Source organism: Nocardia sp. (assembly GCF_025465275.1).
Lineage (GTDB): Bacteria > Actinomycetota > Actinomycetes > Mycobacteriales > Mycobacteriaceae > Nocardia.
The window spans coordinates 37,605-61,449 of record NZ_JAODNK010000104.1; the positions used below are offsets into that span (position 1 = coordinate 37,605).

Consider the following 23,845-nt stretch of genomic DNA (forward strand, 5'->3'; position numbering starts at 1 on the left):
GGGGAGGCGGAAACTACAAGCCCAGGTATTCCTTCAGCTCGTAAGGGGTGACCTGGTTGCGGTAGCCCGCCCATTCGCGGCGCTTGTTGCGCAGGAAGAAGTCGAAGACGTGCTCGCCGAGGGTTTCGGCGACCAGTTCGGACTTCTCCATGTTCTTGAGCGCCTCGTCGAGGCTGGCCGGCAGCTCGCGGAAGCCCATGGCGCGACGCTCGGCGGCGGTCAGCGACCACACGTCGTCCTCCGCCTCCGGAGGCAGCGTGTAGCCCTTCTCGATGCCGCGCAGGCCGGCGGCCAGGATCACCGCGAAGGCCAGGTACGGGTTGCAGGCGCTGTCAGGGCTGCGGACCTCGACACGACGCGAGGACGACTTGTTCGGCGTGTACATCGGAACGCGAACCAGCGCGGACCGATTCGACCGGCCCCACGAGGCGGCGGTCGGGGCCTCGCCACCGTGGATGAGGCGCTTGTAGGAGTTCACCCACTGGTTGGTCACCGCGCTGATCTCGTGCGCATGCTCGAGAATGCCCGCGATGAACGCCCGCGCGGTCTCCGACAGGTTGATCGGGTCATCGGGATCGTGGAAGGCGTTCTGCTCGCCCTCGAACAGGCTCATATGCGTGTGCATGGCCGAGCCCGGGTGCTCGGCGAAGGGCTTGGGCATGAAGGTGGCGCGCACGCCCTCGTCGATGGCCACTTCCTTGATCAGGTAGCGGAAGGTCATCACATTGTCGGCCATGGACAGCGCATCCGCGTACCGCAGGTCGATCTCCTGCTGGCCGGGCGCGCCCTCGTGATGGCTGAACTCGACGGAGATGCCCATCGACTCCAGCGCGTCGATGGCGTGCCTGCGGAAGTTCGGCGCCTCGTCGTGCACGGTCTGGTCGAAGAAGCCACCCTGATCGACCGGCGTCGGCATAGAGCCGTCGATCGGGCCGTTCTTGAGCAGAAAGAATTCGATCTCCGGGTGCACATAGCAGCTGAAGCCCAGGTCAGCAGCCTTGTTCAGCTGCCGGCGCAGCACGTGCCGCGGATCCGCCCAGGACGGCGAACCGTCCGGCATGGCGATATCGCAGAACATGCGCGCGGAATGCTGATGCCCCTTGGAGGTGGACCACGGCAAAATCTGGAAGGTCGACGGGTCCGGTCGTGCCACCATGTCCGCCTCGGAGACCCGGGCAAACCCCTCGATGGCCGAACCGTCGAAGCCGATGCCCTCCTCGAAGGCTCCCTCGAGCTCGGCGGGCGCAATGGCTACCGACTTGAGATAGCCCAGGACATCGGTGAACCAGAGGCGCACGAAACGAATATCGCGCTCTTCGAGCGTGCGGAGGACGAATTCCTTCTGACGGTCCATGACCGCGAGCGTAAGCACCCGGAGTTAAATCCGTGTTACATGGATGACTCCAACTCTCGGCGACTCTCAGGGGCCGCGTCCCCGAACCCCCCGATGACTCCCGGGGGCTCGGCCCGCGAACCCCCGGAAACCGCCCGAAAACTCCCTCGCGAACCCCGGAAACAGCCCCCAGACTCCACTCGCGAACTTCCGAAAACTACCCCCGAGCCCTCGGCGAGCCGATGATTCCGGCTGCCGGGTTCACTCGGGGGACCTCGCTTCGAGTCTTCGAAAAGCTGCTCAGCAGGTGAGGCCCTGGGCGGGCACCGTCAAGTTCACGAGGTAGGCGATTACCGGGTCGTCGACGCACTGCACGCCGGACAGGGACACCGTGTGGCGTGTGCCCTTGTAGGTGATGAGCGCCGAGCCCAGCTGATCGGCCAGATTCACACCGGCCTGATACGGCGTGGCCGGATCCTCGGTGGTGGAGATCACCACGGTCTTGGGCAGGTTGGGGATCGAAAGCTTGTGCGGGCTACTGGTACTGGGCACCGGCCAGATGGCGCACAGCTCCAGCGGGGCCGCATTGCTGCCGCGCCCGTCGTCCAGGAACGGGGCGACGCGGCGGTAGTCGGCATCCTGCTGCGCGGCGACAGCACGGTCGGTGATCGGCGGATCATCCACGCAGCGAATGGCATTGAAGGCATCGGAGCTGTTGTCGTAGCTGCCGTCGTCGTGCCGGCCGTCGTACATATCGGCCAGGGCCAGCAGCGTGTCGCCGTGCCCGGCGGCCAATTCGCGCAGGCCCTTGGTCAGCGCGCCCCAGAGCCGGTTGGAGTACAGCGTCTGCTGCACGCCGGTGATGGCATCGCCGTAGTGCAGGCCGCGCGGGTCGTCGGTGGGAACGGGCTTGTCCCACAACGGACTCACCAGCGCCCGGAAGCGGGCCGTGGATTGCGCCGGGTCATTGCCGAGCGGGCAGTCCGCCTTGGACGCGCAGTCGGCGGAATAGGAGTCGAAGGCCTTCTGGAAGCTGGCGGCCTGGGCCACCGATTCCTTCACCGGATCCTGCTGCGGGTCCAACGCACCGTCGAGCACCAGAGCGCGCACGTGGTCCGGGAACTTCTCGGCGTAGGCGTAACCGAGGCGGGTGCCGTACGAGTAACCGAGGTAGGTCAGCTTGGCATCACCGAGCGCCGCCCGGATGACGTCCATGTCCTGCACGACCTCCCGGGTACCGACGTGCGCGAGGAAATCCTTGCCGGTGCGCTGCACGCACTTGTCGGCGAACTGCTTGTTCTCCGTCTCCGCGCCCGCGATACCCGCGGGCGAATTGTCCCGGTTCGGTTCGGCGCGCTGGGCATCGTCCTCAGCGGCGGTCATGCATTTGATGGACGGCTGCGAAGCGCCGATGCCCCGCGGATCGAAGCCGATGCGGTCGAAGCTGTCGGCCAGCGCGGTCGTGTCGGCAATATTCACGATCGACATACCGGGCACACCCGGGCCGCCCGGATTGAACATCAGCGAACCGATCTTCTTGCCGGTGGCCTTGATTCGCGAGACCGCGATCTTGGCGGTGCCGCCGTCCGGATTGGCGTAGTCGACGGGCACGGTGACGCGGGTGCACTCCGCGTTCTTCGGCATGTCCTCGTCCCCGAACTCCGCACAGCTCCCCCACTGCACCGCCTGGTTGTAGTACTGCCCCATGCCCGCCGGGGCCGTCGCCACCGGCTTCCCGTCAACCACCGTGGAACACGCGGTCGCAGTCATTGCCAAAGCCGTCGCTATCAGCACGACCCGCCCGGTTCGCTTCAACGCCATGCCCCGATCGTGCCATCTCGCTTTACGCACCTTCGCATTCCCTTCGGTCACCACGGCGTCTTCGAATACATCGCGCTCGTCGGCCACACCCGCAACACGGGGCACGCACCGCTAGGAGTTCGGAGCGAAGGCCGTTCGCGAGTGTGAGGAATTGCATCGAGGCGAGAGGCGCGCGCGGTGGCAAACTTAGACCGTCAGCAAAGCCCGGGGACCCGCAAGGGCCTCGAGGAAACGACGAAAGGGACGATGATGTCCGTATCAGATGCGGAAACACCCGCTTACGGCTCAGCACCTGCACCGCATACCCCCGCCAAGCGGAAGACGCGAGTGCCGCACCTGCAGGAGCTGAAGGCATCCGGCGAGCGCTGGTCCATGCTCACCGCCTACGACTACTCCACCGCGCGGCTGTTCGAAGAGGCCGGAATTCCGGTGCTGCTGGTCGGCGATTCGGCCGCCAATGTGGTGTACGGCTACGACACCACGGTGGCCATCTCCATCGATGAATTGATTCCGCTGGTGCGCGGCGTGGTGCGCGGCGCGCCGCACGCCCTCGTGGTGGCGGATCTACCGTTCGGCAGCTACGAGTCCTCACCCGAGCAGGCGCTGGCCACGGCCGTCCGCTTCATGAAGGAGGGCGGCGCGCACGCGGTGAAACTGGAGGGTGGCGAGCGCATGGCCGCCACCATTGCCAAGATCACCGCCGCTGGCATCCCGGTGATGGCACATATCGGCTTCACTCCGCAGAGTGTCAATACTCTCGGCGGGTTCCGCGTACAGGGGCGTGGTGACAGCGCCGAGCAGCTTGTCGCCGACGCCATCTCGGTCCAGGAGGCCGGGGCCTTCTCGGTCGTCATGGAGATGGTGCCCGCGGATCTGGCCGGGCAGGTCACCCGCAAGCTGACCATTCCGACGGTCGGCATCGGCGCCGGCGCGGAATGCGATGCGCAGGTGCTGGTGTGGCAGGACATGGTCGGGTACACCAGCGGTAAGACGGCCAAGTTCGTCAAGCAGTTCGGCAATGTGGGTGGCGAATTGCGCAGCGCCGCAGCCACTTATGCGGACGAGGTACGGCGCGGGGTCTTCCCCGGCCCGGAGCACAGCTACTGATCGGCGCCATGAGGTTCGTCCCCGTGAACCACAACGGGGACGTTCCACAATCCGGTCGATAGCCGATCGCTATCGTCCCGGATTTCCCTACGGTCTTCACAGACCACCATCACAGTTTGGTGGCAGACTCGGAAACAACGAGCTCGAACGACCAAAGGGAACTTCATGTCGCATCGCCGCCTGACCAGCACTCGCCTAGTTCGGCGCGCGCCGCTTTTCGTGACCACGGCGGCGGTCCTCGCATTGACCGCCGCCTGTGGTGGCAGCACGACCAGCGGATCGTCGCAGCCGCAGGGATCGTCCGCACCGCTCACCACCAAGTCGGGCACGCCCACCACGACCAGTGGCAGCGCATCCACGCAGGGGGAGCAGCTCACCGTCTCCGATGATGCGGCAAAGCAGCTGTGCGACATGCTGCGTCCGCAGTTGTCGGACTGGCGGGTGCAGGGGCCGACGCTGGGCAAGATCTCGCTCAATGCGTCCGTGCACGAGTGGGCGCTGCGTAACGGCGGCATCAACCTCAAGGTGCTCGGCGACAAGGAAGTCCTCGACCGGGTCACCACCAAGAGCTGCTCCGACGTTCGCGATCAGGCGATCTCGGCGCTGGAGATCCCGAATCTGGCTGCGGGGCTGGTGGGCTGATGCGCACCCTGTACCCGCCGATCGAGCCGTACGAGCAGGGTTTGCTCGATGTCGGTGACGGTCAGCAAATCTACTGGGAGGTCAGCGGGAATCCGGACGGGAAGCCGGTGGTGTTCCTGCACGGCGGGCCCGGCGGCGGCACCGCGCCGTTCCATCGGCAGTTCTTCGATCCGGCCGCGTATCGCATCGTGCTGTTCGATCAGCGCGGGTGCGGGCAGTCCGTGCCGCATATCGCGGACGGCGCGAGCCTGGAGTCGAACACCACCTGGAACCTGGTGGCCGATATCGAGGCGCTGCGCGCGCATCTCGGGGTCGAGCGCTGGCAGGTGTTCGGCGGGTCCTGGGGTTCGACGCTGGCGCTGACGTATGCGCAGACCCATCCCGATCGGGTGACCGAACTGGTGCTGCGCGGGATATTCCTGTTGCGCCGCAAGGAAATCGATTGGTACTACAATGGCGCTGCGGGGTTCGTCTACCCCGATGAGTGGGAGAAGTTCCTGGCACCGGTGCCCGAGTCCGATCGCGGCGACGATCTGGTCGAGGTCTATCACCGGCTGCTGCACTCCCCCGACGAGAAGATCGCCACCGACGCCGCCGTCGCCTGGTCCACCTGGGAGGGCGCCACGAGTTCCCTACTGCCCCAACCGGATCGAGTTGCCGAAACCGCCGATCCGCGGTTCGCGCTGGCCTTCGCCCGCATCGAGAACCACTACTTCCACCATCGCGGTTTCCTCGACGAGGGCCAGCTGTTGCGCGATATCGACCGCATCGCGCACATTCCCGGTGTGATCGTGCAGGGCCGCCACGATGTCGTATGCCCGGCCGTCAGCGCCTGGGATCTGCATCGGGCATGGGCGAATTCGGAATTGCACCTGGTACCCGACGCCGGTCACGCCGCCGCCGAACCCGGCATCACGCACCATCTGGTCGAGGCCACCGATAAATATAGGACGTAAATGAACACCACAGCCGGTCCCGCCCTGGTCGACGCCCTCGCCGCCGACGTGGACCGGCTGCGGGTGGCCGAACCCGAAGTGCGCCAGGACCTTCCGGACTCGGTCCACCAGATGCGCGTAGCCACCCGCCGCCTGCGCAGCCTGCTGCGCTCCTACCGCCCCGCCTTCGCCCGCCGCCCCGTCACCGAGCTCAGCGACGAATTACGCTGGCTGGCAGGACTGCTCGGCGTTGCCCGCGACGCCGAGGTCCGCGCCGACCAGTTCGAAGCGCTGCTCGGCGAGAACGGCGCGCTCTTCGACGATGGGTCCGCTCCGGACGGCAGATCCGCTGCCGATGGCAAGAAGTCCGCGGACAAGAAGAACGCTGCATCGACCGCAAGCAAGAAGTTCGCAGCGACGACCGCCGGGAAGAAGCCGACAGCGGCGGGCAAGCGGTCGAGTTCCGCAAACGGCAACGGGAAGGCCGGTCGCGCAGCTGAGAAATCAACTGCCATAGTCGATTTCGGGACAAGACTGGTGGCCGAGGAGCGCGAGAAATATGCTGCGGCGCACAAGATCGCGGTGCAGGCGTTCGACAGTCCCCGCTACCGGACGCTGCTGACCAAGCTGTCGGCGCTGCTCGCCGATCCCCCGCTGCGCGGCAAGGCCGACAAGCCCGCTGCCGACCTCTTCACCGATGTACTGCACCACGATTTCGCCAAACTCCGCGACCTGGTCCATACCGAACCGGAAGCCACGAGCGACGAATACATCGAGCACCTGCACGATATCCGCAAGGCCGCCAAGCGATTGCGCTACTCCGCCGAAGCCGCGACCACCGTCCTCGGCGACCCCGCCGCCGAACTGGCCCGCAAGGCGAAAAAACTCCAAACTGTCCTCGGCGATCACCGAGACGCCGTCGAGGGTCTGGAAACCCTCCACACCCACGCCTCCGCCGAACAAGAACCCGGCTACCAACGCCTCCGTGCCGCCGAAGAAGCCGCCGCCGCCAAAGCCCTCGAGCAATACCCCGCCACCACAGAATTCCTCGACCACCACGCCCTCTAGAGCACGGTCGTCAGAGGCTATCGATATTGCGGAGGTCAATGTCGATGTCGAACGGCACGGTCAATCGCAACTGATCGTGATGGATGCCCGCGAGTGCGTAGCAGTTGGTCGCGGGATCGAGCTCGTACACGTACACGACCGGCCGACCGTCCACGTTTTCCACTCGCCAGAAATGCGGTATGCCCGCTTTGGCGTAGAGCTGCGGTTTGCGTTCCCGGTCCCGGGTGCGCGACTCCGGCGAGACGACTTCTACCGCCAGCACGACGTCCTCGGCCTGGTACGTCGTCAGTTCGGGCCCGCCGACTCGGTCCGCGTGTATGGCGATGACATCCGGCTCGGGGCGCTGATTGCTGCCGAGGGTGACTGTCATCTCGCGACGGATACGAATCGCCGCCGGGGCCAACTGGCGCAATGCACCGTCCAGCAGAGTGATCGCCAATACGTGGAACTGCGCCTGCGGGCTCACGACGACGAGACTCCCGTCGATCAATTCGGTGTGCGGAGGCAGGTCGGGCAGGCGATCTAGATCCTCGGCGACGAATCCCCCGGTCGGTGGACGCAGCCACTGCGGAAACGGCTCGACGGTCATGGCTCCGAGTATGTCACCGAAGGCTCAGGTAAGGCAGGGAAGGCGAAGGTTACCGTGCGGGTGGTGGGGTCGGCGGTCGTCAGGCGGACGGTGACATGTTTGCCCTCGGGTGGGGTGCCGGTGCATTTGGCGAGGACGGGTGGGTCGGCTACGAAGACGTCGGCGGTGCGGTTTCCATTGGATTCGCGCAGGACGATGGCGTCGAAGTCGGTGCCGACGCGGGGTGACAGGAGGGTGGCTTCGGTGAGGTCTATGCAGGCGCGTTCGAGTTTGCCGGCTATGGCGTCGCTGCGGCGCATGGATTCGACGACCTCGGTCAGGCCGTCGCGAACCCAGTGCGGGACTTCGGTTCCGGCGCAGTGCGCGAGGCAGATCTCGGTGGCGTAGCGGTCGGGCAGGCGGCGCAGCGGTGCGGTGACGTGTGCGTAGGCGGCGCCGATTCCGCTGTGCTGCAGAGTATCCGGGGGCTGACTATCCAGAACGGTGTAGGCGGCGCCGCGCAGCAGGCTGATAGCCTCGGACATGAGGACCAGGGCGGCGGGAGAGTTGGGGTCCAGACCGGCGAGCATGCGGCCCACGGAATCACCTGCGGGCCAGTCCACTCCGACGGCGGTGGCGGTGCGGCGCATGGAATCGACGGTGGCCGCGGCGGGCGGCGGCATGGTGCGCAGCAGGCCCAGACGATCGGTTCCCTGGTATTCCAGCATGATTCGCGCGGCGCACATGCCGGTGAGCAGTGAGACCTGCTCGTTCCAGTCGTCGGCGGCGGTGCGCGGTTCGATGACCAGCTGCCAGTGATTGCGGCCGTCGGCCTCGGAGCCGTCGCGGATCACGCTCTGGGCGGGCAGTCGCAGCGAGATCGCGCCGCGCTGCACACCGGCTTCGATACGCAGCCGGCCGAATTCGGGGAGTGCGGCAATGGAGGGGTGCAGGCGGCCGGCATCGGCATCACCCTGTACGCCGGCGTAATCCAGGCGGGCACGGGAGCGCACCAGGGCGCGCGTCACCGAATATCGCTGGGGCTCGGCGTTTTCATCGCATTCGATGATCCACAGCGCCGCCGGGCGATCCTGATCCGGCAGCAGGCTGGCGCGCCCCTCGGACAGCACGAGCGGATGCAGCGGCACCGTGCCGTCGGGGAGGTAGAAGGTCTGGCCACGAGCCAGGGAGGCATGCGCGAGCGGCCCGTCGAGAGTGACGAAGGCGGCGACATCGGCAATCGCGTAGTAGAGCAGGAACCCGGTGGGGGTGCGTTCCAGAGCCAGCGCCTGATCCAGATCCAGTGCGCCGGGCGGATCGATGGTGACGAGCGGGATCTCGGTGCGATCGACCCGAGCGCCCGCGAACGCGTCGACCGCGCTGCGGGCTTCCGAGACGGCCTCGGACGGATAGTCCGAGGCCAATCCGAATTCGGTTCGGACAGCGCCGAAATCAACCGGCGCCGACACGATCCGCTGATGCAATTCCACTGCGGTGGGGTGGGTTTAGTCAGCCCAGCCCTACTGCAGGGCCAGCATCGTGCCGTTCAACTGATCGAACGGACCGTAGACAGTGAAGACCACGCGGCCGTTGGGGTACTCCGTCGACAATGCGGCGGCAGAATCCAGCGACTCACCGAAAGACGCGGCCGACGGATGCGGCAGGCCCGCAATCGCCTGCCCGATGTGGGAACTCGCGACCCAGGCGGTATCCGCCGGGGAGAGATCCACCTGCACCCCGCCCGGAAGCGGAGTCACCACGAGAGCCGAAGCGGCACCGGAGCCAAGCACAACCGAGACGGAGGCGGCAGCGGCGAGAATCGCACCCGCTGCCAGTTTGCGAGCAATTCGCATATAGACGAGACCTGCTTTCCGACGTTTGTTGAACACCCTTTGCCCGCTGCATGGCCGCAACGGAACTTTCCAACGCGCACACTTTATGACGTCGATCACGTCTGGTGCCAGTCCCGGGTCAATCACCCAGTCGACACGCCGAGCCGCGCCGATACACGCCATGCGACGCGCTGTCATTGTTGTCCAACTCGGCGGTTTTCGCACCCGTACGGCAAAGCGGTGTAGCTCACGCCGCTCTGTCACGCCGGACAGCAGCTATCTCCTGCGTGCCTGGTGGTTATCGGCTGCCCGCCCGGCGGCTACTCGCTGCGTAATCCGGTCGGGTACTTCGTGGACAGCAGTTTGAACAGGTAGGCGATCACGAACAGCACGATTACCGCCAACGGCTGGATCAGTACGGACATGGTCTTGCTCCTCATCATTTTTCTTCGATCGCACCGGGGGCGGCCGCCCGCGGTTGCGCCGCTTTTTCATTCCCATCGGCTATCGCCGATTGTTGCGCTCTCGAGTTCGACTCAGTCGCGTCTTCGGCGGCCGAGTCCGCAGCCGCCGCACGCTCATTGGCCTTGGTGCTGCTCTCCAGGAAGCGCAGTAACTCCACCGGGAACGGCAGCACCAGTGTCGAATTCTTTTCCGCCGCAACCTGAACAACCGTTTCCAGCAGTCGTAGTTGCAGTGCGCCCGGGGCCACAGCCATCTTGGTGGCGGCATCGGTCAGCATCTGCGACGCCTGCAGTTCGCCCTCGGCGGAGATAATGCGGGCGCGGCGTTCACGCTCGGCTTCGGCCTGCCGGGACATGGACCGTTTCATCGAATCCGGTAGTGCCACATCCTTGATCTCGACCCGATCGATGTGCACGCCCCAGCTCAGCGCCGGATTGTCGATCATGATCTCCAGGCCCTTATTGAGCTCTTCCCGATTGGAGAGCAGATCGTCGAGGTCGCTCTTGCCGATGACCGAACGCAGCGAGGTCTGCGCCACCTGTCCGATGGCGAACAGATAGTTCTGCACCTCGATAATCGCGCGCAGCGGGTCGACGACCCGGAAGTAGACGACCGCGTCCACCCGCACGGTGACGTTGTCGCGGGTAATACCGTCCTGCGCGGGCACCGGCATGGTGATGACCTGCGTGGAGATCTTGCGCATGCGATCCACGCCCGGAATCAGCATCCGCAGACCCGGTTCACGCACCGCGCGCACCCGGCCCAGCCGGAAGACCACGCCTTTCTCGTATTGGGCGATCACCCGAACCCCCGAGGCGAGCACCAGCCCCGTCAGCACGAACAGAATTGCGATCACTGCGATCAGTACAGACAGAACGTCCATAGCGCGCCAATTTCCCACCGTGCCACGGGTATCCGGCCGCAGCCCACCACCATCATGGCACCGCGAGATCATGACCGAAAGGGGCGGACGAGTCGGTCTGTAAGCCGGATCCTGTCCCCGGTGCGAGCACCGGGTGGCGACCATCCATCTGGACACACCGTTGCCGGGTGCCTCGAGCAGTCAACCCGCAGGCTCGGGCGAGCAGCCCTCAGGCACCTGCGCAGCCGCACTCTCGCGAGTGCGACCTTCGACCTTGCTCCGGGCGGGGTTTACCTAGCCGCGCCGGTCACCCGGCACGCTGGTGCGCTCTTACCGCACCGTTTCACCCTTACCGGCATTGCGCTCTCGCGAGCGCGCCACCGGCGGTTTATTTTCTGTGGCACTGTCCCGCGGGTCACCCCGGGTTGCCGTTAACAACCGCCCTGCTCTGTGGAGTCCGGACTTTCCTCGGCGACGAGCAGCGGCATTCGCATGCCCGTTCCCATCGCCGCGGCCGCCCGACCGACTCGTCCGCGCGCACCAGGGTACGGTAACGGGTCATGGAGCGTGTCGAGGTGGGGTTCCCTTCTGGTGGGGAACAGTGCGCGGGGTGGCTGTATATGCCGGATGGGCCGTTGCGGCCGCGACCGCTGGTCGTGATGGGACACGGGCTCGGGGCGGATAGGGAAATGGGACTCGACCGGTATGCGCGGCGCTTCGCCGCGGCCGGAATCGCGGTGCTGGCCTTTGATTATCGGCATTTCGGGGCCAGTGCGGGTGAACCCCGGCAGGTCATCAATATCGGCAAGCAGCGGGCCGACTGGCATGCCGCAATCGCCTACGCGCGCACGATCCGTGGCATCGATGCCACGCGAATCGCGCTGTGGGGCAGTTCGTTCGGTGGTGGGCACGCGCTGTCCGTGGCGCCGGACGACCATTACCTGGCCGCTGTGGTCGCGCAGTGCCCGTTCACCAGCGGCTGGGCGTCGGCCATGGCGAAGGGGCCCATCAGCCTGGTGAAGACGGGAACCCTCGCCCTCACGGATCTGGTAGTCAGCCCGATCATCCGCCGGCCGATCTCGACTCGCCTGGCCGGCAAGCGGCACTCGTCGGCCTTGATGAGCGCCGCCGATGTGCCCGAAGGCTTCGGCCGCCTAGCCGAGGAGAGCACCCACTACCGGCCGAAAGTACCTGCGCGGATCGGCATGTCGACACTGTTCGACGCCCCTGCTCGGCGCACCAAGGACATCAAGGCGCCGGTGTTCTACGCGATCTGCGATAACGACAGCGTCGCGCCCGCCGGCCCCACACTGCGCGCGGCCGAGCGCACCAAGCACGCGGTCGTGAAGCAGTACCCGATCGGCCACTTCGACATCTACTTCGACGACTGGTTCGAGAAGGCCGTCTACGACCAAACGGAATTCCTCACCGCAGTTCTCCGCCCGTAGGTCTCGGCGCAAAGCCGGTGGGGGGCTACAGGTATGAGGTGTCGTTGGCCAGGCGGACCGAGGCGCCGCCGTCGGGGTAGAACTCGGCGATCGAGAGTGAGGCCAGGTCCAGGTGCAGGCGGTACAGGAGTGAGGGGCCTACGCCCAGGGCCAGCTGAAGAAGCGTTTTGATCGGCGTGACATGGCTGACCACAAGGACATTCGCGCCGGGGTAGAGGGCGACCAGGTCGCGGCGGACGCCTTCGATACGCTCGCGCACCTCGTCGAAGCTCTCGCCGCCGGGCGGGGGGACCGACGCGTCACCCAGCCAGCGTGCGTGCAGTTCCGGGTCCTGCTGGGCGGCCTCCGGGAAGGTAAGTCCTTCCCAGGCACCGAAATCCGTTTCGATCAGGCCGTCGAGGACGCGCACCGGAAGGTCGAGCGCCCGCCCGGCCGCTTCGGCGGTCTCGCGGGCCCGGCCCAGTGGCGATGACACGATCGCGGCGATATTCCCCTTGGTCGCAAGCATTTTCGCGGCCGCGGCCGCCTGCTCGCGGCCCAGCTCCGTCAGCGGCGGATTACCGCGGCCCGAATAGCGGCGCTCCACCGACAATTCCGTCTGCCCGTGACGCAGCAGCAACAAGCGGGTGGGCTTCCCCATCGCACCGGTCCAGCCGGGCGCCGAATCCTTGGCGCCCTGTGCCGATCCCGCGATGGCCGATACTCCAGCCGGTGACCCCGCGACGGCAGATGCCCCTGCCGGCGCCCCCCCGACTGTGGATGCCCCGGCCGGTGATCCCGCCGCTGTGGATGCTGCGACCGGTGATCCGGGTGCCGCGGCGTCCACTCGGGTGGGGTTCGCGGCGGTATCGGTCGGCGACGAGAACGCCTCCGCGCGAGCCGATTCCACGGCGAGGTCGGCCGGCGACAAGAGCGCCGTGCGCACCTCGTCGACGGTGGGCGCATCGTCCATGGCCTCATTGGCGAGGCGGTCGGCGTGCGAATTCTCCGCGCGCGGAATCCAGGCGAAACTCACCCGATCGAAACCCGCCACCAGCCGGCGAGCACGATCGGCGAGCGGAATCATGGACGGGTGCTTGACCTTCCAGCGCCCGGACAATTGCTCGACAACCAGCTTGGAGTCCATGCGCACCGAAACCTCACGCGCACCCAACTCCGCGGCCGCCTCCAACCCGGCGATCAATCCCCGGTATTCGGCAACATTATTGGTCGCGACACCGAGGAATTCCTTCCGTTCGGCCAGCACCCGCTGCCGATCGGCATCCCACACCACCGCGCCGTACCCGGCCGGCCCCGGATTCCCCCGCGACCCGCCATCGGCCTCGATGATCACCTTGTCCACCACCGCTACACACCCTCCATGGGTCTGGAAGTCACCACTCAGCACGGAACGCCACCGGGGGGAGCTCCGGCAGCCGTCAGATCAGAGTCCGGAGTGCTTGGTGCGCACCAGGATTGCGTTGCATTCGGGGCAGCGGACGACCACATTGGGGGCGGTCTGGGTGATGCGGGAGATTTCGCCGCGGTCGATTTCGATGCGGCAGGCGCCGCAGCGGCGGGCTTGGAGGAGGGCGGCGCCGATGCCGGTGGAGGCGCGCTGCTTTTCGTAGGCGGCGATCAGGTCGGCCGGGAAGGACGTGGACAGCGCCTCGCGGTCGGAGTCGCAGCGCTGCTGGGCGACGGCCAGGTCGGCGAGGGCGTCGTCGCGGCGGCGCTGCGCGTCGATCAGATCGGTTTCGGCCTGGTCGAGGTTGGCGCCGGCGTGCGCGTGATCGGCGGCGGCGGCCTCGCGGCGCTCCATCACATCGATCTCGTCGTCCTCGAGCACCTTGCGGCGGCGCTCCAGGCTGGTGAGCTCGTGCTGCAACTCCGAAAGCTGCTTGGCGCCCACCGAACCGGAGGTCAGCATGGTGCGGTCGCGATCCTCACGCTTGCGGACGGCGTCGATCTCGCCCTCCAGCTTGCGGATATCGCGGTCCAGATCGTCGATGAGGATCTGCACCTTCACCGCGGCATCCTTACGGGATGTCCGCTCGGTCTCCAGCCGCTGCACCTCCTGCTCCTCGGGCAGCACCTTGCGGCGATGCTCGATCCGGGACAGCTCGGCGTCGACAGCGGCGAGGTCGAGCAGCTTGGACTGGATCGAAGGTTCGGCATTCAACGCGGAGTGTCTCCTGGACGCTATGGACGGTTCAAGACTGCCAGCGTACCCGCCCGAACAGGCCCGATCGGCCAACCCCGCATCTAGCTGGACATTCGATCGTGAAGGCCGGAAATCCGCGGGCGCGCGACGGCGGGAATATGGCAGGGTCGGCCCATGGGAGAGCACACATATGAGGTCGAGGTCACGTGGTCGGGCGCGACCACCGACTATCGGTCCTACTCACGCAACCATGCGGTGCTGGCACCCGGTCGCCCGCCGATTCCCGGGACCGCCGATCCGAAATTCCGCGGCGACAAGAGCCGGTGGAATCCGGAACAGCTGCTGGTCGCAGCACTGTCGGAGTGTCACATGCTCTGGTATCTGCATCTGTGCGCCGAGGCCGGGGTGGTGGTGACCGAGTACCGCGACAGCGCCATCGGGACCATGGACGACGAGCGGTTCCAGCGCGTCACGCTGCGCCCCGCCATCACGGTGACCGAACCCGGCATGCTCGAGACCGCCGAGCGGTTGCACGCCGACGCGCACAAGAAATGCTTCATCGCCAATTCGGTGAATTTCCCGGTGGGGCACGAGCCGACGATCGTCGCGGGGTCGTGAAATCCGGCCGGAGCGGTCAATTTTCACCGTAGGGCGTCAAATACTGACGGTCAGCGGCGGTTTGTGACCGCTCAGGCCGGTGTCATTCAGCCGCCCCGATACTCCACGGATCCGTCCGCACACCCGACATCCGCGTCTCCACCCCCGGTAGCGCCGCCCGAACAACCCCCTCGGCCTGTGCGCACCAAGGGAATTCGGTGGCCCAGTGGGCGGCGTCGATCAGCGCGGGCCCACCGGCACGCAAATGTTCGTCGGCCGGGTGGTGGCGCAGGTCCGAGGTGACATACGCGTCGACGCCGAGCCGCGCGACGGTATTCAGGAACGAATCACCCGCACCGCCGCACACCGCCACCGTGCGAATGATCCGGTCGGGATCACCGGCGGCCCGCACACCCCAGGTGGTCGCGGGCAACCCCGCTCGGACGCGAGCGGTGAACTCGCGCAACGTCTCCGGGGCAGCGAGCTCGCCCACCCGCCCGATTCCCAGGGTGGACGGCAGCTTCGCACGCTCGGTCACGTCATAGGCCGGTTCCTCGTACGGATGGGAGGCGCGCAGCGCAGCCAGCACCGCCGTGCGCCGGGCGGGCGGCGCGACGACCTCGAGGCGGTAACCCTCGGAACTGTGCAGTTCGCTGATCGCGCCGAGGGTCGGATTCGCACCCTCCATGGGACGGAACTGGCCGATGCCCTCCGCACGCCAGGCGCTGTCCCGATAGTTCCCGGTCGCGCCCGCACCCGCGGCGAAGAGGGCGTCCAGCACCGACTCTGCATGCGACGTCGGCACCATCACCACCCAGGTATCCAGAGCCGCAAGGGGTTTCGGCTCCAACGGCCCGGTCACCGTCAATCCGATGGCAGCCGCGAGTGCATCCGAGACGCCCGGATCGGCGGAGTCCGCATTGGTGTGCGCGGTGAACAGCGCGCACCCGGAGCGGATGAGCCGGTGCAGCAGTGCGCCTTTCGGGGTGCTCGCCGCCACCGTGTCCACCCCGCGCAGCAGCAGCGGATGGTGCACGACCAATGCCTGTGCGCCCCAGGCGATCGCCTCGTCCACCACTGCGGCGGTGGCGTCCACGGCGAATAGGACGCGCGACACCGAATCGGCCGGATCACCGCTGACCAGCCCGACCGAATCCCATGATTCGGCGAGCCTCGGCGGATATGCCGCATCCAATGCCGCCATGACATCGGAAAGTCGTACCGTCTGCGAGCTCGCCGTCACCACAACCGAACCTCCTCCGAGACACATTCACCAATGTCACCCGCAGTGCGGGTGATTCACAGACCGACTTCCCGAATGGCCGCCACCAGCCGATCGACTTCTCCGGCCGGGCGTACCGCCAATCGCAGGAATCCCGTTTCCAACCCGGGGAACGTATCACCGCGGCGGACCGCAATTCCCTTGTCGGCAAGCTTCTTTCGCAACAGTTCGGCATCGGGGACCCGAATCAGCAGGAAAGGTCCCTGCGCCGGTTCGTGCACGTCGATACCGAGTTCGCACAGTCGGGGAATCATGGCACGCCGATTCATGACGATCGCCTCGGCCTGATGCTGTGATTCGGCGACGGCCGCAGGCGCACTGGTAGCGGTGATCGCTTCCAATTGCAGTGTGCCCAAAGGCCAATGCGGGCGGCCGTGATTCAACCGCGCCAACAGCGCCGGGTCGCCGAGCAGGTATCCGCAGCGCAATCCCGCCAGCGCCCAGGTCTTGGTGAGGCTGCGCAGCACCAGCACATCGGAAGACGACTCTCCCGCAAGGGATTCCGGCTCACCCGGCACGGCATCGGCGAATGCCTCGTCCACCACCACGATTCGGCCCGGTCGCCGCAGTGCCCGCAGGCTCTCGGCCGGATGCAGCACCGATGTTGGATTGGTCGGATTGCCCACGACCACCAGGTCCGCCGCCTCCGGCACCTGCGCCGAATCCAGCGTGTACGGCGCCTCGAGCACCACTCGGGCCACCGGAACCCCGCCCTCGCGCAGCGCCAATTCCGGCTCCGTGAACGAAGGATGAATCACCGCGGCAAGTTTCGACCCCAACCGCGGCAACAGCACAAAGCCCTCCGCCGCCCCCGCCAGCAGCAGCACCTCCTCGGCCCGCCGCCCGTGCCGCGCCGCGACCGCCGCCCGCGCCGCCCGCTCCTCCCCCGCATCCGGATACCGCCCCAGCTCCCCGAGCCGCCCGGCCAGCCTTTCCCGCAACCACTCCGGCGGCGCACTCCCCTGCACATTCACCGCGAAGTCGATCATCCCGGCATACGCCTCGACATCCCCGTGATGCCGCAGCTTCGAGTAGTCGACAGGACTCTCGCCATGATCCAGCCCGACACTTGGTTCGCTCCCAGGTGCGTCGCCCACCACGGCTGCCGCATCCGCAGCGACGATCCGGTCGCTGCCTGCGGGAGAGTTCGATGTTCGCCCGCGGGTAGACACCGACTCGCCGCCCACCACATCGGCGGTATCACGGCGAGCACCGACGTCCGTCGCACCGTTCGCCGCGGTGGCCGGGGCCCTGTCCGCGCAGTTCGAGGCGGTACCAGCGACAAGACCGGTCGCGCGGGCCGATTCACGGCTCGCGGCGGGGTCTGGGTCGCGGCTTTCCGCCGTGTTCTGCGGCACAGCGAACACCCTACGTGGCCGGGCTCGGGGCACACCGGACAGAATGGCTGTCGTGGGCGAGCTGCATGTGACATTCATCTGCACGGGCAATATCTGCCGTTCTCCGATGGCCGAGAAGATCTTCGCGGCGCATCTCGAGCAGGCGGGTCTGGCCGATCGTGTGCGGGTGAGCAGCGCCGGGACCGGTAGCTGGCATGTCGGGGACGAGGCGGATCGGCGCACGACCGGCGAATTGCGTGCGCACGGATATCCGGTCGGGCATGCCGCGGCGGTGATCGGCGACGATCATCTCGACGCGGATCTGCTGGTCGCATTGGATTCCGGGCACGAGCGGGCGCTGGCGCACCTGGGTGTGCCAGCGGAACGCAGGCGACTACTACGCAGTTTCGACCCGGACGCCGACGGGCCGGATGTGCCCGACCCCTACTACGGCGACCAGTCCGATTTCGTCCTGGTTCGCGAACAGATCGAGGCCGCGATGCCGGGCATGCTGGACTGGGTGCACGCACAGCTCGGTGCAGGCGATCGCGCATGAGCTCGAAAACCGCACTGCTGCGCCGCCTCACCTTCCTGCTGCGACCGAGCTGGCTGATCCTCGCCGCCGTGGTCGCCGGATTCGCGTACCTGTGCTTCACGGTGCTCGCGCCGTGGCAGCTGGGTAAGAACACCACCACCTCCGCGCGCAATCAGCGCATTGCCGATTCGGTGCACGCCGCGCCCCTCGATGTGGGCACACTGCTCAGCGGGTCGACCAAGGACACCGAATGGCGGCGGGTCACCGCCAACGGCAGCTACGTCCCCGAATCGACACTGCTGGTGCGCCTGCAGCATCTCGGCTCCGCGCCCGCGTTCTCGGTGCTCTCGGCCTTCAAGCTGGACGACGGCCGCACCGTGCTCATCGACCGCGGTCTGCTGGCCGCCGTCAACGGCTCGGGCACACCGCGGGTCCCCGATGCGCCCGCCGGCCAGCAGCATCTGGAAGGGCGGGTCCGGGCCTCCGAAGGCATCATCGACTCCAAGCCACCCATGACCGGAGACGGCTACCGCCAGGTGTATTCGATCGATACCCAACAGGAATCGACCGTCATGGGCATCCCCCTCACACCACTGCCCACCAATGCCCGCGGCGGCTACCTCCAGCTCGACGAACACCAGCCCGGCGCCTTCACCCCCGTAGACCTCCCCCAACTGGACGCCGGCCCCTACCTCTCCTACGGCCTGCAGTGGCTGGCCTTCGGCATCATGGCCCCCCTGGGCCTCGGCTACTTCGTCTTCGCCGAAATCCGCGCCCGCCGCCGCGAACGCGCCGAAGCCGCCCCCACCGAACAACCCACCCCCACGCTCGAAGCCCGTACTCCCGGCAGTACCCCCGGCAGCCCGACCACGCCTCCCGCCCCCAAGCCTCCGACCAACGAAGCCCGCCTGGCCAGCCGCTACGGCGACACCCGCCGCTGACCCCGGCGAACCCCGCCGGCCCGCCGCTGCCCCCGGCGTAACCCGTCCAGCCGTCACATCGACCGCCGAACACAAGCTGTCCCGTCGACGGCACAGCCTGTATCCGAGGCACGCACACCTTGTAGACGCTGTCCCGCTGAGACCCGCGCTGCGCGATCCACCGTTGGGCTCCAAGGCCATCCGAGCGCAGCCGCGCAAGGTCCCAACCTGACCGCGATCACCCGAAGCATCGACCGCACAGCCCGTGTCCAAGCCGCACACACCCTGTAGACGCTGTCCCACTGAGACCCGCGCTGCGCGATCCACCGTTGGGCTCCAGGACCATCCGAGCGCAGCCGCGCAGGGTCCCGCCCGGCGGCGATCACCCGAAGCATCGGCGGAACAGCCCGTGTCTCAGTCGTGCACGCCGTGTAGAAGCTGTGCCGCGGGGACACGGGCTGTTCCGTCGGGCTGAAATAGCGCCGGAGGGGGAGCGCTGCCCGACTGGTGCGGCTTACGCGAGTACGGGGCGGATAGCTTGCTTGGGGTGGTCGGCGCCGGGCTTGTGAGGGCGGTGAGGGTGGGACGGGCGGGGGTGGATAACCTCGCCGGGTGCGTACGGGGACTGCTGTTGCGGCTGGGTTGGTGCTCGGGGCTGCGCTGGATCGGGGGCTCGGGGATCCGCGGCGGGGGCATCCGGTGGCTGGGTTCGGGTCGGCGGCACTGGCTTTGGAGAAGGTGATTTACCGGGACGGGCGCGGGGCCGGGGTGGTGTATGAAATTGCCCTGGTCGGGGCCGTCACCACGCTGGGCATCGGGGCTCGGGCGGCAGTTCGCGGACGACGATCCGGGCGCGACGGGTCTCGCACCGGATCGATGGCGCTCGCCGGGCACAGGCGCTCGAATGCGGGGCGCGGGCGGGGCAGCGCGGGGCGGGCGGTGGGCGAGATTCTGCTGACTGCGGCTGCTACCTGGACTGTGCTGGGTGGGACCACGCTGGCGCGGACGGGGCGGGAGATGGCGGATCGGCTGGAGGCGGGGGATGTGGTGGGGGCGCGGGAATTGCTGCCTTCGCTGTGTGGGCGGGATCCGGAGTTTCTCGATGCGGACGGGCTGGCTCGGGCTGCGCTGGAATCTATTGCGGAGAACACCTCGGATGCGACTGTGGCGCCGCTGTTCTGGGGTGCGGTGGCGGGGGTGCCGGCGCTGCTGGCTTATCGCGCGATCAATACGCTCGATGCGATGGTCGGGTACCGCAATGAGCGGTACGGGCGGTTCGGGTGGGCTGCGGCTCGCACGGATGATGTCGCCAATGTGGGGCCTGCGCGGGTTGCGGGTGTGATAACCACGGTGCTTGCGCCGGTGGTCGGCGGCAAGCCCGCCGCTGCGTGGCGGGCCTGGCGGCGCGATGGCGGCAAGCACCCCAGCCCGAATGCCGGTGTGGCGGAAGCCTCGATGGCCGGTGCGCTGGGAGTGCAGCTCGGTGGGCTCACGCAGTACCGGCACGGGATCGAAATGCGGCCCACGCTCGGTGACGGCCCGGCCCCTCGGGTGCGTGATCTGCGCCGCGCGGTCCAGCTCTCCGAGGCCGTGCAATTGGCGAGCGTGCTGGCCGCAGCGGCGGTTGTGTTCGCCCGCCGCTGAATCCGGCCCGGCGCTCGGAACGGAACGCGGCAATGTCACAGTGTGTGCGTCTGTTTCGTCGGTTCGGTGAGTGACTCGTCCGAACGGGCGAGTGGAAACGAACGGTGAGGCGACTATGAGCAGCGACGCACGGCACGGTGCACCCGGTCAGGACGAGTTGGCGCGCCGGTTCGAGGAGCATCGCGGATATCTGCGCCGGGTCGCCTACAGCACACTGGGCAGTCTCAGCGATGCCGACGATGTGGTGCAGGAGGCGTGGCTGCGGCTGCAGCGCTACTACGAGACCAGCCCGGACGGCGCGGAGATCGAGAACCTGCGCGCCTGGCTGACCACCGTCACCGGACGGCTCTCCCTCGATCATCTGGGCTCCGCGCGCGCCCGGCGTGAACAGTACGTCGGTGAATGGCTGCCCGAACCCGAGATCACCAATTGGGACGACCCGGCCGACCGCGTCACCCAGGACGAGCGCGTCACCACGGCTCTGCTGGTGGTGCTGGAATCGCTCTCCCCCGCCGAACGCACCGCATTCGTGCTGCAGGATGTCTTCGGTATGACCGGCCCGGAGGTGGCCGAGGTGGTGGGCCGGACCCCGGCGGCGGTGCGCCAGTTGGCTTCTCGCGCACGCAAGCATGTGGAGTCGGGCACCCCGCGCTTCCCCGCCGATCGGGCCGAGCACGAGCAGGTGGTGTCGGCCTTCGCCGTCGCCTGGCGCTCGGGCGATCTCAGTGCCCTACTGGGCGTGCTGGATTCGGACGTCACCTTCACCTCCGACGGCGGCGGCAAGGTGCAGGCCTTCCTGCATCCGCTGCACGGCTCGGGTTCGGTCGCGGACACGCTGCTCGCCTTCCACCAGTTCATGACGAAAACCGGTGGGGCATGGGGCCGTTCGGTGCTGGTCAACGGTCAGCCCGGCCTGGTGGTGTTCGACGGCAAGTTCCTGGGCGTACTCTCGTTCACCATCGACAACGGCCGCATCACCAATATCGATGTGGTCCGCAACCCCGATAAGCTGCACAACCTCCCGGCCGCGGCCGACGCCGACTGGACGCTGGGCGACCACGCGCCCGCCGGCGACGCGAGCTGATCCTCATATCGGCGGGCCCGCAACCGGATTCGCTCCGGTCGCGGGCCCGTCGTCCTACTCGCTCAGTGCACTGCTCGCCCGACGGGGCGCAGGCCGTGGGCGGCGGCGACCTCCGGCGAGCACAGCTGCCCGGCATCGGCCGTAAATCCCCGCGCCAGACCGGGATCGGCGTCACAGGCGGCTCGCCAGCCCAGATCGGCGATGGCGTGGGCGTACGGGAGGGTGGCATTGGTGAGCGCCACCGTGGCGGTGTGCGGTACCGCTCCCGGCATATTGGCGACGCAGTAGAAGAGCGAATCCACCACGCGGAAGGTGGGTTTCGCGTGGGTGGTCGGATGCGAGCTCTGGAAGCAGCCACCCTGGTCGATGGCGATATCCACCAGCACGGAACCCGGGCGCATGCGGGCGACCAGGGTATCGGGCACCAGTTTCGGCGCACGTGCACCCGGCACCAGCACCGAGCCGATCACCAGATCCGCGGCCATTACCGCCTTTTCGAGTTCGGCGGTGTTCGAGCCGATGGTGCTGACGCGTCCGCGGAACTGCGCATCCAGCGCACGCAATCGCGGAATATTGGTGTCCAGCACGGTGACTCGCGCGCCCATGCCGACGGCGACCGCGGCGGCATTGCTGCCCGCCACCCCGCCGCCGAGGATCACCACATCGGCGGGCCGTACCCCGGGCACCCCGCCCAGCAGCACGCCCTCCCCGCCCTGCGGTGACATCAACTGGTAGGCGCCGACCTGGGTAGCCAGCTTTCCGGCGACCTCACTCATGGGTGCGAGCAGTGGCAGCGAGCCGTCCACCGCGCGCACGGTCTCGTAGGCGATGGCGGTGATTCCGGAATGCAGAATCGCCTCGGTGCACTCGCGCGAGGCGGCCAGATGCAGGAAGGTGAACAGCACCTGACCGGCCCGCATGCGCGAATACTCCGGGGCGATCGGCTCTTTCACCTTCAAGATCAGGTCGGCCGCACCCCACACCTCGTCAGGGGTGGCCAGCATGCGCGCCCCGACAGCGACATAGTCGGCATCCACGAATCCGGAGCCGATGCCGGCACACGCCTCGATCACCACCTCATGCCCCTGCCGCACCAACTCCCCAGCTCCAGCGGGGGTCAGCGCGACCCGAAATTCCTGTTCCTTGACCTCCCGTGGCACACCGATTCGCATACCGCCATCGTGTCCCACACACCCGGCCGCCGCCACGACCGCCACGGCTCGACTTCTGCGGTGAACGCTGGGGCTTCGACTGCGAATGCCAGCCGGAATTCACCGAATCCGTGGGAGCACCGCCGGTGTGGATCCCGGCCGAGAGCATGCCGGGATGACATACCGATGATGGGCGTGTGCGCGCTCGGTCACGTGCCGGGCCGGATACCGGGGCACAGCGTCGTGCAACTGCTAGTGGGCGGTCACCGCGAGGAGTTCACCGGGGGTGGGGATGACCAGTTGGGCGGCGCGGCCAGCGTATTCGAAGTTCCGGGCGAGGTAGTCGAGGGTTTCGGAGAAGTGATGCCAGCCCTCGCCGTGGACGGGGACGATCACGGCGTCGCCGAGGATCTCGGCGGCACGCACGGCGCTGCGGCCGTTCAGGGTGATATCGCTGTCGCCGAAGCGGTCGACATTCGCGGCGCCGACGAAGAGGACGGCCAGATCGATGCGGCCGATGCGCTCCACGATCTGCGCAACGAGATCGACGGAGGCATTGTCACCGGAGACATATACGGTCGGCTGACCGTCGGCCTGCAGTACGAAGCCGGTGACCACACCGGAGAGCACCTCGGCGCCCTCGGGGCCGTGCAGGGCGGGCACACCGGTGACGGTTACCTCACCGATGGTCACGGACTCCCAGTTCGCCAGTCCCGTAACGCCTTCCATACGCCCGGCGGCGTCGGGGGTCGACAGCACCCGCTCGACGGTGGTGAGGAATTCCCGCCCGCCATGATCAAGATTGTCCCAATGCTGATCGTGTGAGAGCAGGACCGCATCCACCGGGCCGATCTCGGCGGCGGGGACGGCCGGGCCGGTCAGCTTGTGCAGGGTGACCGGGCCGGAGGTGTAGTCGCCGGGCGCGTCGAACGTCGGATCGGTCAGCCAGGTCAGGTTGCCGTAGCGGAAGCGCACGGTGGGTCCGCCGATGTGCAGGATCTCGACGGTGGTGGAGGCGGTGCGGTCGATCGTGTTCGTCATGACACAAAGTTTGCCCCACCAGAACCCCGC

Annotated in this window: 22 protein-coding genes and 1 other RNA gene; 10 read left to right on the forward strand and 13 right to left on the reverse strand. The window is 67.4% G+C overall.

Going from position 1 to position 23,845, the window contains the following annotated elements; all coding sequences use genetic code 11:
• Positions 1-13: 13 nt before the first annotated feature.
• Together JWN03_RS24265 and JWN03_RS24270 are read right to left on the reverse strand one after the other, a co-directional pair.
• Complete coding sequence (locus JWN03_RS24265; protein ID WP_297619352.1) at positions 14-1,354, reverse strand: glutamine synthetase family protein; 1,341 nt, start codon at positions 1,352-1,354, stop codon at positions 14-16.
• Positions 1,355-1,633: 279 nt separating this feature from the next.
• Positions 1,634-3,154, reverse strand: a complete 1,521-nt coding sequence (locus JWN03_RS24270; RefSeq protein ID WP_441343043.1) for an alpha/beta hydrolase — start codon at positions 3,152-3,154, stop codon at positions 1,634-1,636.
• A gap of 249 nt (positions 3,155-3,403) precedes the next feature.
• Here JWN03_RS24270 and panB point away from each other — a divergent pair, with 249 nt between their 5' ends.
• The 4 genes from panB to JWN03_RS24290 all read left to right on the forward strand — a co-directional run bounded on the left by panB (position 3,404) and on the right by JWN03_RS24290 (position 6,906).
• Positions 3,404-4,261, forward strand: a complete 858-nt coding sequence (panB, locus tag JWN03_RS24275) for a 3-methyl-2-oxobutanoate hydroxymethyltransferase (RefSeq protein WP_297619355.1) — start codon at positions 3,404-3,406, stop codon at positions 4,259-4,261.
• A 165-nt stretch (positions 4,262-4,426) separates the two neighbouring features.
• Positions 4,427-4,903: a hypothetical protein gene (locus tag JWN03_RS24280; RefSeq protein WP_297619357.1), complete on the forward strand. Its 477-nt coding sequence runs from the start codon at positions 4,427-4,429 to the stop codon at positions 4,901-4,903.
• The gene (pip, locus tag JWN03_RS24285; RefSeq protein ID WP_297619359.1) at positions 4,903-5,859 is read left to right on the forward strand and encodes a prolyl aminopeptidase; all 957 of its coding nucleotides are present in this window, start codon (positions 4,903-4,905) and stop codon (positions 5,857-5,859) included. The genes JWN03_RS24280 and pip overlap by 1 nt, the downstream gene beginning before the upstream one ends.
• A complete protein-coding gene (locus JWN03_RS24290) occupies positions 5,860-6,906 on the forward strand; it encodes a CHAD domain-containing protein (RefSeq protein ID WP_297619361.1) in 1,047 nt (348 codons plus the stop codon). It begins immediately after the preceding gene.
• 10 nt (positions 6,907-6,916) lie between these two features.
• On the opposite strand, the gene JWN03_RS24295 is transcribed toward JWN03_RS24290, so the two are convergent.
• The 5 genes from JWN03_RS24295 to rnpB all read right to left on the reverse strand — a co-directional run bounded on the left by JWN03_RS24295 (position 6,917) and on the right by rnpB (position 11,163).
• Positions 6,917-7,495 carry a Uma2 family endonuclease gene (locus tag JWN03_RS24295; protein ID WP_297619364.1) on the reverse strand — a complete coding sequence of 193 codons (579 nt, stop codon included), beginning with the start codon at positions 7,493-7,495 and terminating at the stop codon, positions 6,917-6,919.
• Positions 7,492-8,964, reverse strand: coding sequence for an RNB domain-containing ribonuclease (locus JWN03_RS24300; RefSeq protein WP_297619367.1), 1,473 nt, complete (start codon positions 8,962-8,964; stop codon positions 7,492-7,494). Before JWN03_RS24300 ends, JWN03_RS24295 begins: the two co-directional genes overlap by 4 nt.
• A gap of 30 nt (positions 8,965-8,994) precedes the next feature.
• The gene (locus tag JWN03_RS24305) at positions 8,995-9,327 is read right to left on the reverse strand and encodes a hypothetical protein (protein ID WP_297619372.1); all 333 of its coding nucleotides are present in this window, start codon (positions 9,325-9,327) and stop codon (positions 8,995-8,997) included.
• A 418-nt stretch (positions 9,328-9,745) separates the two neighbouring features.
• On the reverse strand, positions 9,746-10,654 hold the full coding sequence (locus JWN03_RS24310; protein WP_297619375.1) for a slipin family protein: 909 nt from the start codon (positions 10,652-10,654) through the stop codon (positions 9,746-9,748).
• 84 nt (positions 10,655-10,738) lie between these two features.
• Positions 10,739-11,163: RNase P RNA component class A (gene rnpB / locus JWN03_RS24315), an RNA gene on the reverse strand.
• Between the two features lie 90 nt (positions 11,164-11,253).
• Between rnpB and JWN03_RS24320 the strand changes: the two genes are divergently transcribed.
• On the forward strand, positions 11,254-12,081 hold the full coding sequence (locus tag JWN03_RS24320; protein ID WP_297619450.1) for an alpha/beta hydrolase: 828 nt from the start codon (positions 11,254-11,256) through the stop codon (positions 12,079-12,081).
• A gap of 25 nt (positions 12,082-12,106) precedes the next feature.
• On the opposite strand, the gene JWN03_RS24325 is transcribed toward JWN03_RS24320, so the two are convergent.
• Together JWN03_RS24325 and JWN03_RS24330 are read right to left on the reverse strand one after the other, a co-directional pair.
• Complete coding sequence (locus JWN03_RS24325; protein ID WP_297619453.1) at positions 12,107-13,423, reverse strand: bifunctional RNase H/acid phosphatase; 1,317 nt, start codon at positions 13,421-13,423, stop codon at positions 12,107-12,109.
• A gap of 81 nt (positions 13,424-13,504) precedes the next feature.
• Complete coding sequence (locus JWN03_RS24330; RefSeq protein WP_297619378.1) at positions 13,505-14,242, reverse strand: zinc ribbon domain-containing protein; 738 nt, start codon at positions 14,240-14,242, stop codon at positions 13,505-13,507.
• Positions 14,243-14,398: 156 nt separating this feature from the next.
• On the opposite strand from JWN03_RS24330, the gene JWN03_RS24335 reads away from it, so the two are divergent.
• A complete protein-coding gene (locus JWN03_RS24335; protein WP_297619381.1) occupies positions 14,399-14,842 on the forward strand; it encodes an OsmC family protein in 444 nt (147 codons plus the stop codon).
• 82 nt (positions 14,843-14,924) lie between these two features.
• Here the strand turns inward: JWN03_RS24335 and JWN03_RS24340 are convergent, their stop codons facing one another.
• Positions 14,925-16,025 (reverse strand): Nif3-like dinuclear metal center hexameric protein, encoded by a 1,101-nt coding sequence (locus tag JWN03_RS24340; protein WP_441343044.1) that lies wholly within the window; start codon positions 16,023-16,025, stop codon positions 14,925-14,927.
• Between the two features lie 95 nt (positions 16,026-16,120).
• On the reverse strand, positions 16,121-17,164 hold the full coding sequence (cobC, locus tag JWN03_RS24345; protein WP_297619455.1) for an Rv2231c family pyridoxal phosphate-dependent protein CobC: 1,044 nt from the start codon (positions 17,162-17,164) through the stop codon (positions 16,121-16,123).
• A 340-nt stretch (positions 17,165-17,504) separates the two neighbouring features.
• Here cobC and JWN03_RS24350 point away from each other — a divergent pair, with 340 nt between their 5' ends.
• The 4 genes from JWN03_RS24350 to sigJ all read left to right on the forward strand — a co-directional run bounded on the left by JWN03_RS24350 (position 17,505) and on the right by sigJ (position 21,623).
• Positions 17,505-17,996, forward strand: coding sequence for a low molecular weight protein-tyrosine-phosphatase (locus tag JWN03_RS24350; RefSeq protein ID WP_297619387.1), 492 nt, complete (start codon positions 17,505-17,507; stop codon positions 17,994-17,996).
• Positions 17,997-18,013: 17 nt separating this feature from the next.
• A complete protein-coding gene (locus JWN03_RS24355) occupies positions 18,014-18,916 on the forward strand; it encodes an SURF1 family cytochrome oxidase biogenesis protein (protein WP_441343045.1) in 903 nt (300 codons plus the stop codon).
• Positions 18,917-19,507: 591 nt separating this feature from the next.
• Positions 19,508-20,539 carry a cobalamin biosynthesis protein gene (locus JWN03_RS24360; RefSeq protein WP_297619393.1) on the forward strand — a complete coding sequence of 344 codons (1,032 nt, stop codon included), beginning with the start codon at positions 19,508-19,510 and terminating at the stop codon, positions 20,537-20,539.
• Between the two features lie 115 nt (positions 20,540-20,654).
• On the forward strand, positions 20,655-21,623 hold the full coding sequence (gene sigJ / locus JWN03_RS24365) for an RNA polymerase sigma factor SigJ (protein ID WP_297619396.1): 969 nt from the start codon (positions 20,655-20,657) through the stop codon (positions 21,621-21,623).
• Between the two features lie 62 nt (positions 21,624-21,685).
• Here sigJ and ald read toward each other — a convergent pair whose 3' ends face one another.
• Entirely contained in the window at positions 21,686-22,795 is a 1,110-nt protein-coding gene (gene ald, locus JWN03_RS24370; RefSeq protein ID WP_297619399.1) for an alanine dehydrogenase, read from the reverse strand.
• Positions 22,796-23,026: 231 nt separating this feature from the next.
• Positions 23,027-23,815 carry an MBL fold metallo-hydrolase gene (locus JWN03_RS24375; RefSeq protein WP_297619402.1) on the reverse strand — a complete coding sequence of 263 codons (789 nt, stop codon included), beginning with the start codon at positions 23,813-23,815 and terminating at the stop codon, positions 23,027-23,029.
• Positions 23,816-23,845: the final 30 nt, after the last annotated feature.

Excerpts from the sequence above, each read along its gene's own strand:
- JWN03_RS24350 (WP_297619387.1), top strand. The coding sequence starts at position 17,505 with ATGGCTGTCGTGGGCGAGCTGCATGTGACATTCATCTGCACGGGCAAT.
- JWN03_RS24305 (WP_297619372.1), bottom strand. The coding sequence starts at position 9,327 with ATGCGAATTGCTCGCAAACTGGCAGCGGGTGCGATTCTCGCCGCTGCC.
- JWN03_RS24335 (WP_297619381.1), top strand. The coding sequence starts at position 14,399 with ATGGGAGAGCACACATATGAGGTCGAGGTCACGTGGTCGGGCGCGACC.
- panB (WP_297619355.1), top strand. The coding sequence starts at position 3,404 with ATGTCCGTATCAGATGCGGAAACACCCGCTTACGGCTCAGCACCTGCA.
- pip (WP_297619359.1), top strand. The coding sequence starts at position 4,903 with ATGCGCACCCTGTACCCGCCGATCGAGCCGTACGAGCAGGGTTTGCTC.
- JWN03_RS24270 (WP_441343043.1), bottom strand. The coding sequence starts at position 3,154 with ATGGCGTTGAAGCGAACCGGGCGGGTCGTGCTGATAGCGACGGCTTTG.
- JWN03_RS24295 (WP_297619364.1), bottom strand. The coding sequence starts at position 7,495 with ATGACCGTCGAGCCGTTTCCGCAGTGGCTGCGTCCACCGACCGGGGGA.
- JWN03_RS24340 (WP_441343044.1), bottom strand. The coding sequence starts at position 16,025 with ATGGCGGCATTGGATGCGGCATATCCGCCGAGGCTCGCCGAATCATGG.
- JWN03_RS24310 (WP_297619375.1), bottom strand. The coding sequence starts at position 10,654 with ATGGACGTTCTGTCTGTACTGATCGCAGTGATCGCAATTCTGTTCGTG.
- JWN03_RS24320 (WP_297619450.1), top strand. The coding sequence starts at position 11,254 with ATGCCGGATGGGCCGTTGCGGCCGCGACCGCTGGTCGTGATGGGACAC.
- JWN03_RS24290 (WP_297619361.1), top strand. The coding sequence starts at position 5,860 with ATGAACACCACAGCCGGTCCCGCCCTGGTCGACGCCCTCGCCGCCGAC.
- JWN03_RS24265 (WP_297619352.1), bottom strand. The coding sequence starts at position 1,354 with ATGGACCGTCAGAAGGAATTCGTCCTCCGCACGCTCGAAGAGCGCGAT.
- sigJ (WP_297619396.1), top strand. The coding sequence starts at position 20,655 with ATGAGCAGCGACGCACGGCACGGTGCACCCGGTCAGGACGAGTTGGCG.
- ald (WP_297619399.1), bottom strand. The coding sequence starts at position 22,795 with ATGCGAATCGGTGTGCCACGGGAGGTCAAGGAACAGGAATTTCGGGTC.
- JWN03_RS24280 (WP_297619357.1), top strand. The coding sequence starts at position 4,427 with ATGTCGCATCGCCGCCTGACCAGCACTCGCCTAGTTCGGCGCGCGCCG.
- JWN03_RS24375 (WP_297619402.1), bottom strand. The coding sequence starts at position 23,815 with ATGACGAACACGATCGACCGCACCGCCTCCACCACCGTCGAGATCCTG.